Here is a 12611-nt window from a genome sequence, read left to right as displayed (position 1 = left end):
GTCACTCGTAACCGAACGCACGGATCCGGGCTTCATCATCGGCCCAGCCGGAGCGCACTTTCACCCACAGCTCCAGAAAAACGCGGGCATCGAGCAACTGTTCCAAATCACGCCGGGCATCTGTGCCGATCCGCTTCAGCCGCTCGCCGCCAGCGCCAATGATCATACCTTTGTGTGCTTCACGGTCTACCACAATGGAAGTGCTGATACGGATATAACGTTTTCCGTCCTGCTCTTCCTCCTGAAACTGGTCCAGAATCACCGCAGAGGTATAAGGCAATTCATCCCCCGTGAGGCGGAACAGCTTTTCGCGCACAATTTCAGTGGCTAAAAAGCGCTCACTGCGGTCTGTAAGCATCTGCTCGTCATACCACCAGTCCTGTTCCGGCAAGTAAGAAACACAAATATGCAACAGCTTCTGTACATCCTTGGGAGAGCGGGCCGACAACGGTACAAACTCGGCAAAAGGATAACGCTCCTGCATGCTTTTGAGCCATGGTGCCAGCTCACTGCGCCGGTGCACGCGGTCAAGCTTGTTGGCAACCAGAATCACCGGCGTTTCCTGGGGGATCAGGTTCAACACTTTCGCGTCATTCAGATCAAAGCGCCCAGCCTCCACCACAAACAGAACCAGGTCCACATCGGCCAAGGCCCCCTGGACGGTCTTGTTCAGCGAGCGATTCAGTGCAGCAGCATGCTGTGTCTGAAAGCCCGGCGTATCCATGAAAACAAACTGCGCATTTTCCAGCGTTCTCACACCCATGATGCGGTGCCGGGTTGTCTGCGCCTTTTTAGAAGTGATGCTGACCTTCTGCCCGACCAGCGCATTCAGCAACGTGGACTTGCCCACATTGGGGCGCCCGATAATTGCCACCAACCCGCACCGCTGCGAGCCGGCAGGTAAAGCCTTCAGAGAAGATGATTCTTTCATGCGTCCATTGCCTTTTATGTTCAGTCGATGTCACTTCGCAGGCTTATCATGCTTGCCTGTGCGGCCTTTTTCTTTGTATTTTTGTCTAAGCAACTGTAACATATTCTGTGCCGCCTCCTGCTCAGCGCTGCGGCGTGAAGTGCCCTGGCCATGAGCCACCATATCCAACTTGACCACACTGCATTGCACTTCAAAAGTCTGGTTATGCAAAGCACCATGGGTGGCACTGACCGTATACACCGGCAGACTCATATGGCGGCCCTGCAACCATTCCTGCAAAGCTGTTTTGGCGTCTTTACCCCAGTCTGCCGAAGTCACCGACTGTCCTTCAAACTCGGGCTGAAAAAGTGTTTGCACAAACGCATCTGCTGCTGCAAAACCGCCATCAAGGTAAATGGCTCCGATCACTGCTTCCAGTGCGTCGGCCAGAATAGAAGGGCGTTCAGCACCACCGCTGCGCAATTCACCCTCGCCCAGCTTTAATGCATGGTTCAATCCCAGGTATAAGGCCAGTTGGTGCAGCGTGGTCTCACGAACCAGATGCGCCCGGATGCGCGATAAATCCCCCTCGCTGGCATCTGGAAGAAACTGATACAGGCGCGTTGCAATAGAGAGATTCAGTACCGAATCTCCCAAAAACTCCAGCCGTTCATTATGCGCCGAGCTATAGCTCCGATGCGTCAGCGCCTGTTCCAACAATTTGATATGGCTGAAACGATATTCAAGCCTTTGCTGTAAAGTATCCATCGATGCAATGTTATCCGCGCAGAAGTCTCACAGCAAACCACTCAGCCCGCTAGCGTTGGGTGCCGGCTGTCTGAGAATCGGAAAAATGGATGGTGTATGAGTACGATCCCACAATCGGAATGACTTTGTCATAGCTGAAAGACACCGTTGTACGGTTAGTGCCTGCATTGGTAATTTTCAGATCATTGCCCGTGATCGGCGGCGAAGTCACCCCTTCCATACGGATCTGCGTATCAAACCGGCTGCGCACTTCGGCTTCAGTACTGCTATTTGCAGCAAACCGGGCCACCTTGGAAACCGTCTGGTATTCCGTCAGAACAGGAATCACCCGTATGGCTGCCACAGCCAGAATCCCAAGAATAATGACCGTAATCAGCATTCCCATCATGGTCATGCCACGTTGACGTAACTGCAGTTGACTTTTCATCCGTCCCTCTCCCACGCATTCAATTTGTTTTGCCCACTCAATCACCATAACATTCAAATCTATTTAAGTGATTGAAAACAGAGCCATTTTATCGTTTCGTACACACAATACGCAAAATTATTCGCCAATTGACGCCTCTAAACGTCATTTTTCACACAGAATCCCCAAATTATTAAACAGCGGCAGCACGTACCCAGTCAAGCGTTTTTGACTGTCACCATGTCAGCATGACCCGGTTTTTCAGCAGTTTGCGCTGCTCCTTGTAGTCCGGCAACACCTGCGCCACCCAATTCCAAAACCGCAGACTGTGGTTCATCTCATGCAAATGAGCCAGCTCGTGCACAACAACATAATCAATAAGCTCCGGCGGCATTTCGATCAACCGCCAGTGCAGCCGGATCACACCTTGCGTTGTGGCACTGCCCCAGCGCGTTGCTGCAGACGTTAAACGAATCTGCTGCGGACATACCTTCATGATGTCTGCATAATAGGCGCAACGTTTTTCAAACAGTTGCATGGCTTGCTGCTTCATCCATTGCTGCACGGTCTCTCGTAATTTGGTCGGGTCAGAATGATAATCCCCGCCACCCACACACAATACACGGCCCAGCCCCTCATCTTTCAGGCATATGTCCTGACTTTCCGGCTGTAACCGCAATACTGTTTTTTGCCCAAGGTATGTCAACTCTCCACCGTCTTCCCATCGGATCCGCAAAGCATCTTCGCGATGGTGCCGGTCCTGCTGCTCTTTCAGCTTGCGCAACAGCCAGCGGGATTTTTCCTTCAAGAACTGCTCAATTTCCTGTTGTCCGACCCACCGAGGCACACTGACGCTCACGCCCTCGGCGCTGACATGCAATGCCATATTCCGCCGGCGTTTGTATTGCAACTCATAGGCAATACAGCACTGGTCCAGATAAATATGGCGGTTGGCCCTCGGGTTCAGATAAATAGGCATCCCTCCGACAGAGCTTAACTCTTTGACAAAAGGCATGGCCTGCTTGGCTAAACTCTGGAGCTGGTGAGACTCCTGTGGAGGAGCGCCATGCTCATCCTGATCAAATAACGATAGCTGAAACAAATTTTCGTCGTGCACAGGTAACTTCACTCCGTTTCCGACTGGGCAACCGGCTGCTGCGCAACCTGTTCTGCCGTGTAAGCCTGCGGGTCAATATGCCGCATCTGATTTTCAATCCATGTCTGCACTTCATGCGTCAATTCATGGTGGTCCCGTCCAGCGCTTGGAATAACCGGGCCAATCACCACATCAATGGTGCCAGGTTTTTTGACAAACGCCCCTTTGGGCCAGCACTTGGCAGATGTCACCGCAATCGGAATGATATCGGCCTGTGTCGCTACCGCCACCCTGGCGCCTCCAGACTTATAACTGCCGGTCTGTCCACGCGGTATTCTGGTACCTTCGGGAAACATGATAACCCAGCGCCCCTTGTCAATCAGGCGCCTGCCCTCACTGACCACTTTCTGCATCGCCTGGGTACGCGCCTGGCGGTCAATGTAAATCATATCCACGCTGCCTATGGCCCAACCAAAAAAAGGAATTTGAAGCAGCTCTTTTTTAAACACAAACACAATGTCATGCTGCAGCACCCAATTCATTGCCAGCGTTTCCCATGCCGACTGGTGTTTGCATAACAGCACAATGCGCGCATTCGGATCTGCGGGAAGGTTTTCCAGCCCTGTCACGCGCCACTTGACCCCGCACAACCAGCGTAATGTATAAATACTGAACTGGCACCACGTTGCACCAATATGGTAAATCACTTTTTCCGGCAAAAAGAGCCGACCGACCGCCATCACAATGCTGACGGGAATAATGGTCAATGCCATCAGGATCATGTGTAATACTGAAGCAATCAAAGCCATATCACACGCCCCTCTGGTCCCGGCTGGCAGCCAAAGCATCCTGCCCCAGCTTTTCTTCGGGCAGATCTGTCCCGTCATTCAACTGGGCCTGCTGTTGAAGCCAGTAGTCCACAAAGTGTGACAGATCCTCATGAATGACCGTTCCGGAAGGCAGATCATCGCGCAGCGCTGTCTGCTGCCCTTTCCCCGTGCGTACCAGATGCGGCTGTGCACCTGCTGCTGCCGCTGCCTGCAAATCACGCAGCGAATCGCCCACGGCAGGCACATCGCGCAAATCCGCCCGGAAACGCTCGCCAATCTGTTCAAACAACCCCGGGAGCGGTTTACGACAATGGCACATGTCTGATGCTACATGAGGGCAAAAAAACACCGCCTCAATACGTCCGCCCTCAACCGCCAGTAACTGTTTCATTTTTTCATGCATGGCATTCAATGCCACGATATCAAACAGCCCCCGACCCAGCCCGGATTGATTGGTCGCCACCACCACCTGCCAGCCCATCTGGCTCAGCCGGGCAATCGCCTGCAATGCCCCTGGCAGAGGAATCCACTCATCGGGAGATTTCACAAAGTGATCGCTGTCCTCGTTGATGGTTCCATCACGATCCAGAATCACCAGCTTGGGTGATGTAGATGATATCGGCATCATTTACCCTTTACCGCTCGTCAGGCCAGTTGCGACAAATCTGCAACACGGTTCATCACCTGATGCATCAATGCCAGCAGACCCAAACGGTTGCGACGCAACGCCTGGTCTTCTGCATTCACCATGACCTGATCAAAAAACGCATCCACCGGTACTTTCAATACAGCCAGCTCTTTAAGAGAAGTTGTGTAATCCCCCTGCGTGTAGGCCAGGTCTGAAGCTTGCTGAGCACTCCGCAAAGCACTCTCCAGCGCAACTTCCGCCGGCTCGCGGAGCAAAGCCACATCCACCTGCGCTGCAACTGGCTCGGCTGTCTTTTTCAGAATATTCCCCACACGCTTGTTGGCAGCAGCCAAAGCTGGCGCTTGTGGCAAAGCGGCAAAAGCACGCACCGCTTCGAGGCGGTTTAATACATCATCCAGACGCTGCGGCCGCAAGACCAAAACAGCATCAATCTCCTGCGCCCGGTACCCCTGGTCACGCAACGCACCGGAAAACCGTTCATAGATAAAGTCCGCCACCGCTTGAGACGGGTCTTTAAACTGTGCATCCACACCTGCCGCGCCCATAAACGCTGTTGCAGCCATTTCCAGCAGCCAGTCCAGTTGCAGCGGCAGTTGTTTATCGGCCAGCATGCGGATCACCCCCAGTGCATGGCGGCGAAGCGCAAAAGGATCTTTATCACCAGTAGGCACATTGCCGATGCCAAACATACCTACCAGTGTTTCCAGCTTGTCGGCCAAAGCCACAATCACCCCAACCGGGTTACGCGGCAACTCGTCTCCGGCAAAGCGAGGTTTGTAGTGGTCTTCAATGGCCTGCGCCACCTCTACCGGCAACCCATCGTTCAAAGCGTAATAACGCCCCATAATCCCCTGCAATTCGGGAAACTCGCCAACCATATCCGTTAACAGATCGGCCTTTGCCAAACGCGCTGCCAGATCGGCCTGCATACGCAGCGCATCATCCCCCAGCTTGCCGGCAATGGCCTGCGCAATCTGACGGATACGGCTCACGCGGTCTGCCAAAGAGCCAAGCTTATTGTGGTACACCACGCTGGCGTAATTCTTTTCGCGCGCTTCCAATGGCTTTTTACGATCCTGATCGTAAAAGAATTTGGCATCCGCCAGACGCGGGCGCACCACCCGCTCATTGCCGCCAATCACAGCACTGGCATCATCCGGGCGGATATTGCTGACCACCAGAAACTGGTTCGTCAATTTGTCATCCGCATCGAGCAGCGGAAAATATTTCTGATTTGCCTTCATTGTTAAAATCAGGCATTCTTGCGGCACTTCCAGAAATGCCGATTCAAACGCACACACCAGCACATTCGGGCGCTCGACCAAAGCCGTCACCTCATCAAGCAACGCGGTATCTGCAATCGGCTTCACCCCTCCGCCAACGGCCTGCGCAGCCTGTTCCAACTGCGTCTGAATCCACAGCCGCCGTTCGGTAAAGCAGGCAAGCACAGCCCCTTCATTTTTAAGTTGCTCGGCATAACTGTCGGCATTCTGAATCTCGATCGGATCTGCCTGTGCCTCAAAACGGTGCCCATGTGTTATGCGTCCTGCGGTCAGGCCAAACGCCTGCACCGGAACAATTTCTGTGCCATGCAAGGCAATCATCGCATGAACCGGGCGCACAAAATGCACCGTGCTCCAGCCGTCTGCCAACTGGTAACTCATCACTTTCGGAATGGGTAACTTGGCTACTGCCGTATCCAACGCACGCTGCAAACCTGCCTGCAACGTTGCACCGGTAACCGTGCTGTCATAAAACAGCACTTCATTTTTCCCATCCTGTTCCCGTTTAAGCCCAGCAACAGCAGAAGCATCAGCCCCCAAACTGGCAAGCTTTTTGAGCAGCGCAGGCGTTGCCTGCCCCTGTGCATCCAGCCCCACCGATACCGGCATCAGTTTGCGTGAAACTCTTTGATCTGGTGCCTGTGACACCACCTGCGTGATATGTGCTGCCAAGCGGCGCGGCGAAGCAAAAGGTGTGACCTCTGCATCATCTGCGGCCAGCCCTTGCACTTTCAGCTCTTGCGACAATACATTGGAAAATGCTTCGCCCAACGTCCGCAGCGCCTTGGGGGGCAGCTCTTCAACAAATAATTCGACCAGTAAATTCTGTTTTTTCATTCTGCAGCCTTTGACACTCATGCGGTTTTCTTTTGCAGACTTGCCATCACCTCTTGCGCAACAGCCCGGCTTGCCATCGGAAAACCCAGGCGCTCGCGGCTATCGAGATAACTTTGCGCCACGCTGCGCGCCAGATTGCGGATACGGCCAATGTAAGCCGCACGCTCTGTGACCGAAATGGCCCCGCGCGCATCCAGCAGATTAAATGTGTGTGCTGCTTTCAGTACCTGCTCATACGCAGGCAATGCCAGTTGTTCGCTCATCAGGTGTTGAGCACTTTTTTCATGGGCGGAAAATGCTTCAAATAAAAATGCCGCATCACTGTGTTCAAAATTATAAGTCGACTGCTCCACTTCATTCTGATGATACACATCGCCATATGTCAAACGCGTGCCATCTGCCTGTTGTGTCCAGACCAGGTCATACACATTGTCCACACCTTGCAGATACATGGCCAGGCGCTCCAGCCCATACGTAATTTCACCGGTGATCGGTTTGCAGTCAATGCCGCCCACTTGTTGAAAGTAGGTGAACTGCGTCACTTCCATGCCATTGAGCCACACTTCCCAGCCCAAGCCCCAGGCCCCCAGTGTTGGATTCTCCCAGTCATCCTCAACAAAACGGATATCATTGCGCTTGAGGTCAAACCCCACGGCCTGCAACGAGCCCAGATATAAATCCAGAATGTTTGCCGGCGCTGGTTTCAACACCACCTGAAACTGGTAATAGTGCTGCAACCGGTTCGGATTTTCGCCATAACGTCCATCTTTAGGGCGGCGGCTTGGCTGCACATAAGCGGCCTTCCATGGCTCCGGGCCGATCGAGCGCAGAAAAGTCGCTGTATGGCTGGTGCCGGCCCCCACCTCCATATCATACGGTTGAAGCAAGGCGCATCCTTGTGCATCCCAATAAGTTTGTAGGCGCAATATCAATTGCTGAAAGGTCAGCATGGTCATTCTTATCTTTAATTGAAAAATAGTATTTTAATTCGATACGCGAGTGCGCGTGCGCAGCAACAAAAAGGAGATCATCACCAGCCCATACAGCCATAACGGCAACAACCCCCAAGCACTGACCCAGGACACATAAAATGTCAGCCCCTGCCGTCCCTGCACATCACCCACCAGCACACCTTGCGTGAAAGGTGCCAGCATGCCCTGCACCCGCCCTTGATCGTCAATAATGGCCGTCACACCCGTATTGGTTGCGCGGATCATCGGGCGCTGAAACTCCAGCGAGCGCATGCGTGCAATCTGCAAATGCTGTGGCAACGCCACTGTATCACCAAACCAGGCAATGTTGCTGGCATTGGCCATGATCGTCGGCTCCTGCCCCGGCACCGCAAACCGCCGGGCCAGCTCTTCGCCAAACAAATCTTCGTAACAGATATTAGGTGCAATGCGCTGGCCGCGCCACCATAACGATGTGGCATCCACGGCCCCGCGGTCCATATCCCCTAAAGGAATATTCATCATATCGACAAACCAGCGAAAACCCCAGGGAATAAACTCCCCAAACGGCACCAGATGGTGTTTATCGTACTGGTATAACGCCTGCCCCGGTGCCAGCCCGATCATCGAATTGGTCACGCCTGTTGCATCGGTCCGCAGCGGAATCCCGATCAATGCTGCCGTATCCCCTGCGGCAAACTCCGCTCTCAATCCCTCCCACAGGCCACGCGGCAAATATGAAGGAAACGTCGGAATCGCCGTTTCAGGTGCCACCACCAGATCAACCCCCTGTTCCTGCGCCTGCAACAGTTCATTGAGATACCAGTGCAGCGCATTGAGCATTGTCTCCTGCTCAAACTTCAGGTTCTGCGGCACATTGCCCTGTAACAATGCCACTTTGATGGTGCCGGCAGGGTCAGTAAAGTCATGCCGTAACGGCCAGTGCAGCCCCAACACCACCACAATGGCTACCCACGCAACCGCCAACTGGCGCCATGTATCCTTTGAGGCAAAAAAAATGGTTGCCACACTTGCTGCCAGCAGCGCCGCAACAGCACCAATGCCATACACCCCCAGCCATGGGGCATACGCATTCAATACCGCATTGTCAACCTGCGCGTAACCGGATGACGCCCAGGGAAAGCCGGTAAAAATCCAGCCGCGCATCAGCTCTGCAAGCAACCAGGCGGCAGAAAATCCCACAATCGATACCGTTGCCGGACGAGACACTTTACGCACCAGCGCCATCGCCAGTGCATAAATCAACGCCAGGCCGGCACACAACAACAACACCGCCAAAGCCGCCAGCACCGATGGCATGCCGCCATACTGGTGCATGCTGATATACAGCCACCAGACGCTGCCAACCAGCCATGCCAATGCAAACAACCAGCCGATCAGCGCGGCCTTCATTACACGCGGTGACTGGGCAACCAGGCCGGCCAGCCAGACCAGCGCCAGCACCTGCAGCCAGCCATTCACACTGCCCTGGTGCGACAACGCCCAGGCGTGCAGAACCCCGGCAAGCAGTGCCTGCAGCACCGGGAACCGGGAAAGACGCAAATAGCGGTAAAGCCACTGGGGGCCGGGTCTGTTCACACGCTCCCCCTCATGGTGCTGCAATTAAACCGACTCAATCGCTTCCGCCGATGACGCCGGATCAATCGGAGATACCCGGAACCAGCGCACCACACCAGAACGCGTATGCAATACGGTGAACTGCAGGCCGCCAAACACACAGGTTTCACCCCGGCGTGGCACATGGCTGAGCTCATGCGAGATATAGCCGCCGATGGTTTCCACATCATCAGAAGCAAAGTGCTGGTTGAACGCTTCATTGATACGCTCTAACGACGTATCTCCGGCTACCCGGAAACTGCCATCCGTCAGCGTATAAATGTCGCCCTCATCATCAGGCACATAAAACTCATCTTCGATCTCGCCAACAATTTCTTCCAGCACGTCCTCAATGGTCAGCACCCCTGAGACACGGCCAAACTCGTCCACCACCATCGCCATGTGCTGATGATGGGTCCGAAAATCCGACAGCATCTGGTTCAGAGAACGGCTCTCCGGCACAAAAAAGGGCGAGCGCAACAGCATGCGCAGGTTAATTTCCGGGGCCCGGCTGAGTTTAAGCAGATCTTTGGCCAGCAATACGCCAATAATATTCTGACGGTTTTCGTCATCATCCTCACTGTTGCAGTCAAATACCGGAAAACGGGAGTGTCCGCTTTCGATAATGGCGTTGATCAATACATCCACCGGCGTATTGATATCCAGCATCTCCATCCGGGAAGACGGCACCATGACATCAGCGGCGGTCATATCGGCCAGCCTGACGGCACCGTCAATCATCACCAGCGTTTCATCATCAATGATGCCATCCTTGTTGGCTTCAACAATGACTTCACGCAGCTCATCACGGTTTTCTGGTGCATGGGAAATAAAATCGGCGATACGCCCGAACAGCCCGCGCTTATTCTCTGAGGATTCATTCTCTGCACGGGGATTTCGATCATTTTGGCCTCGCGGCCTGCTAGGTTGTGGGTCAGACATCGCTTACGCGAGGAAGTTAATGAAGCCTTTAGCATACCGGAAAATGCCAAACCGTGCATGAAAATGCCAAGCAGTCGGCTCATTCATAGGGGTTGGCAAACCCCAGGCGCGCCAGTATGGCAATCTCCCGCTGCTCCATCTGCTGTGCTTCATCCGGCTGCTCATGGTCCCAGCCCTGTGCATGCAAAGCGCCATGTACCAGCAGGTGTGCATAATGCGCCTGTATGTCTTTGCCCTGCTCATGGGCCTCGCGCGCCACCACCGGGGCACAAATCACCAGATCCGCCTGTACCACAGGTGCATGAACATAATCAAACGTCAGCACATTGGTCGCATAATCCTTCTGCCTGTAGGTATGGTTCAGCTCCCGCCCTTCCGGCTCGCCCACAATACGCACACTGAACTCGCCCTGTTCTGCCCGGCTGGCATCCAGCGCATGGCGCAACCAGCGCATCACTTTGTGCCGGGGCAACAATCCCCGGTGTGTCGCATCAGCAAACTGCAAGGACAAAAACACCTGCGGCAGAACAGGCCGGGGATCCACTTTCCTGACCACCGCCTGACCATGTTTGACTCCAGAAAGCTTTCTACTCATGCTTTTTCCCGTACGCCCGGTCTTTTTTCTCACGGTCGGCATCGTAAGCCTCCACAATGCGCGCCACCAGAGGATGGCGCACCACGTCCACACTGGTAAAGCGCGTTGAAGCAATACCATTGACGTCATGCAACACCTTCACCGCGTCCACCAGTCCGCTGGTAACGCCTTTAGGCAAATCAATCTGGCTGATATCTCCCGTGACCACGGCACGGCTGCCAAACCCGATGCGGGTCAGAAACATTTTCATCTGTTCCACGGTGGTGTTTTGAGCCTCGTCCAGAATAATGAAGGCATGGTTCAGCGTACGCCCACGCATGAACGCCAGCGGCGCAATTTCAATGGCGCCACGCTCAAACGCCTTACCCACGCGGTCAAACCCCATCAGGTCATACAGCGCGTCATACAAAGGCCGCAAATACGGATCCACTTTCTGCGTCAGGTCACCCGGCAAAAAACCCAGCCGCTCGCCAGCCTCCACGGCCGGCCGCGTCAGAATCACGCGCTGCACCTGCGAGCGCTCCAAAGCATCCACTGCGCAGGCCACCGCCAGAAACGTTTTCCCAGTGCCGGCAGGGCCAATGCCAAACGTCAGGTCATGGTGCAGAATGTTATACAGATAGTGCGCCTGATTGGTCGTGCGCGCGCGCAGGTCAGAGCGGCGTGTATGCAGTGCCACACCCATTTCATCATCCGGCAGCATGGCTTCAGCACCCAGAAGGTCTGGATCTGACGGTTTTGCAGCCCTTGCTTTTTTAGCTGTTTTTTCAGCATGCCCGTCTCCTGCCAGTGTCAGTTGCACCACCTCCTGCGCAATGGTGTGGCGTGCAACTTCATACAATGCCTGCAGCACTTCCACCGCACGCGCTGCAGCTACTTTGGCCCCCTCCACCCGGAACACATCCTGGCGACGGCTGATTTTGACATTCAGCGTAGAAGCAATCAGTTGCAGGTGTGCATCCAGCGGGCCGCATAAATTGGCCAGTTGTGTATTACTGGCGCCATGAAATTGGTGTTTAATGATCACGCTGACTCCGGTTTCTGTATGGACATCTGTTCATATCGGCATTCACCAGGATTGTCACATGGAATCGATCCATCCTGCTAACATGCACCCATTGAAACATTATATTGACATCATGATTGGACGTTTAAGTGGTATTTTGGCGGAAAAAAATCCGCCGCAGATTCTGGTTGATGTGGGCGGTGTCGGCTACCTGGTGGACGTGCCGATGAGCACTTTCTACAACCTGCCGGCAGCAGGTGACAAAGTCACGCTACTGACGCATTTCATCGTTCGTGAAGATGCCCAGATCCTGTTTGGCTTTGGCACCGCGACAGAACGCGACGCCTTTAGACAACTGGTCAAGATATCTGGCGTCGGCCCGCGCACAGCACTCTCCATCCTCTCCGGTCTTTCTGTGAGCGACCTGGCCCATGCCGTTTCCACACAGGAAGTCGGCCGCCTTGTCAAAGTCCCCGGCATCGGCAAAAAAACCGCCGAGCGCCTGTTGCTGGAGCTTAAAGGCAAATTCGGTGAAGATCTGGGGGTAGCCGACAGCACAGTTCAAAGCGAAACCCAGTCTGACATTGTGCAGGCGCTGCTGGCTCTGGGCTATAACGACAAAGAGGCCCGTGCAGCGTTCAAGCATCTGCCGGCCGACATTGGCGTTGCCGAAGGCATCAAGCAGGCACTGCGGGCATTATCCAAATAAACCTGAAACATAC

At 54.2% G+C, this 12611-nt stretch carries 13 protein-coding genes; 1 reads left to right on the top strand and 12 read right to left on the bottom strand.

Going from position 1 to position 12611, the window contains the following annotated elements:
* Nucleotide 1: 1 nt before the first annotated feature.
* The 12 genes from era to CUZ56_RS10260 all read right to left on the bottom strand — a co-directional run bounded on the left by era (nt 2) and on the right by CUZ56_RS10260 (nt 11910).
* Nucleotides 2-931 carry a GTPase Era gene (gene era, locus CUZ56_RS10315; RefSeq protein ID WP_126980302.1) on the bottom strand — a complete coding sequence of 310 codons (930 nt, stop codon included), beginning with the start codon at nt 929-931 and terminating at the stop codon, nt 2-4.
* A gap of 30 nt (nt 932-961) precedes the next feature.
* Nucleotides 962-1678 carry a ribonuclease III gene (rnc, locus tag CUZ56_RS10310; RefSeq protein WP_126980301.1) on the bottom strand — a complete coding sequence of 239 codons (717 nt, stop codon included), beginning with the start codon at nt 1676-1678 and terminating at the stop codon, nt 962-964.
* A 49-nt stretch (nt 1679-1727) separates the two neighbouring features.
* On the bottom strand, nt 1728-2105 hold the full coding sequence (locus CUZ56_RS10305; RefSeq protein ID WP_162615319.1) for a DUF4845 domain-containing protein: 378 nt from the start codon (nt 2103-2105) through the stop codon (nt 1728-1730).
* A gap of 214 nt (nt 2106-2319) precedes the next feature.
* Nucleotides 2320-3201 carry a M48 family metallopeptidase gene (locus tag CUZ56_RS10300; RefSeq protein WP_126980299.1) on the bottom strand — a complete coding sequence of 294 codons (882 nt, stop codon included), beginning with the start codon at nt 3199-3201 and terminating at the stop codon, nt 2320-2322.
* 8 nt (nt 3202-3209) lie between these two features.
* Nucleotides 3210-3989 (bottom strand): lysophospholipid acyltransferase family protein, encoded by a 780-nt coding sequence (locus CUZ56_RS10295; RefSeq protein ID WP_126980298.1) that lies wholly within the window; start codon nt 3987-3989, stop codon nt 3210-3212.
* Between the two features lies 1 nt (nt 3990).
* Nucleotides 3991-4638, bottom strand: coding sequence for a D-glycero-beta-D-manno-heptose 1,7-bisphosphate 7-phosphatase (gene gmhB / locus CUZ56_RS10290; RefSeq protein WP_239442381.1), 648 nt, complete (start codon nt 4636-4638; stop codon nt 3991-3993).
* A gap of 17 nt (nt 4639-4655) precedes the next feature.
* Nucleotides 4656-6779 carry a glycine--tRNA ligase subunit beta gene (gene glyS, locus CUZ56_RS10285; RefSeq protein ID WP_126980297.1) on the bottom strand — a complete coding sequence of 708 codons (2124 nt, stop codon included), beginning with the start codon at nt 6777-6779 and terminating at the stop codon, nt 4656-4658.
* Between the two features lie 17 nt (nt 6780-6796).
* Nucleotides 6797-7729 (bottom strand): glycine--tRNA ligase subunit alpha, encoded by a 933-nt coding sequence (gene glyQ, locus CUZ56_RS10280; RefSeq protein WP_126980349.1) that lies wholly within the window; start codon nt 7727-7729, stop codon nt 6797-6799.
* 33 nt (nt 7730-7762) lie between these two features.
* Entirely contained in the window at nt 7763-9328 is a 1566-nt protein-coding gene (gene lnt, locus CUZ56_RS10275; RefSeq protein ID WP_239442378.1) for an apolipoprotein N-acyltransferase, read from the bottom strand.
* Between the two features lie 24 nt (nt 9329-9352).
* Nucleotides 9353-10288, bottom strand: a complete 936-nt coding sequence (locus tag CUZ56_RS10270; protein WP_126980296.1) for an HlyC/CorC family transporter — start codon at nt 10286-10288, stop codon at nt 9353-9355.
* Between the two features lie 79 nt (nt 10289-10367).
* On the bottom strand, nt 10368-10883 hold the full coding sequence (gene ybeY, locus CUZ56_RS10265; RefSeq protein WP_126980295.1) for an rRNA maturation RNase YbeY: 516 nt from the start codon (nt 10881-10883) through the stop codon (nt 10368-10370).
* Nucleotides 10876-11910, bottom strand: a complete 1035-nt coding sequence (locus CUZ56_RS10260; RefSeq protein ID WP_126980294.1) for a PhoH family protein — start codon at nt 11908-11910, stop codon at nt 10876-10878. Before CUZ56_RS10260 ends, ybeY begins: the two co-directional genes overlap by 8 nt.
* Nucleotides 11911-12022: 112 nt before the next feature.
* Between CUZ56_RS10260 and ruvA the strand changes: the two genes are divergently transcribed.
* Nucleotides 12023-12598 (top strand): Holliday junction branch migration protein RuvA, encoded by a 576-nt coding sequence (ruvA, locus tag CUZ56_RS10255; RefSeq protein WP_126980347.1) that lies wholly within the window; start codon nt 12023-12025, stop codon nt 12596-12598.
* The last annotated feature ends 13 nt before the right edge of the window (nt 12599-12611 follow it).

Origin of the sequence: Saezia sanguinis (assembly GCF_003991585.1) — a bacterium.
Classification (GTDB): domain Bacteria; phylum Pseudomonadota; class Gammaproteobacteria; order Burkholderiales; family Burkholderiaceae_C; genus Saezia; species Saezia sanguinis.
This window is presented reverse-complemented; position numbering and strand designations above follow the sequence as displayed.

Bases quoted from the DNA above. Each gene is read 5' to 3' on its own strand.
- era (WP_126980302.1), bottom strand. From the start codon at position 931: ATGAAAGAATCATCTTCTCTGAAGGCTTTACCTGCCGGCTCGCAGCGG.
- rnc (WP_126980301.1), bottom strand. From the start codon at position 1,678: ATGGATACTTTACAGCAAAGGCTTGAATATCGTTTCAGCCATATCAAA.
- CUZ56_RS10305 (WP_162615319.1), bottom strand. From the start codon at position 2,105: ATGAAAAGTCAACTGCAGTTACGTCAACGTGGCATGACCATGATGGGA.
- CUZ56_RS10295 (WP_126980298.1), bottom strand. From the start codon at position 3,989: ATGGCTTTGATTGCTTCAGTATTACACATGATCCTGATGGCATTGACC.
- gmhB (WP_239442381.1), bottom strand. From the start codon at position 4,638: ATGATGCCGATATCATCTACATCACCCAAGCTGGTGATTCTGGATCGT.
- glyS (WP_126980297.1), bottom strand. From the start codon at position 6,779: ATGAAAAAACAGAATTTACTGGTCGAATTATTTGTTGAAGAGCTGCCC.
- glyQ (WP_126980349.1), bottom strand. From the start codon at position 7,729: ATGCTGACCTTTCAGCAATTGATATTGCGCCTACAAACTTATTGGGAT.
- CUZ56_RS10270 (WP_126980296.1), bottom strand. From the start codon at position 10,288: ATGTCTGACCCACAACCTAGCAGGCCGCGAGGCCAAAATGATCGAAAT.
- ybeY (WP_126980295.1), bottom strand. From the start codon at position 10,883: ATGAGTAGAAAGCTTTCTGGAGTCAAACATGGTCAGGCGGTGGTCAGG.
- ruvA (WP_126980347.1), top strand. From the start codon at position 12,023: ATGATTGGACGTTTAAGTGGTATTTTGGCGGAAAAAAATCCGCCGCAG.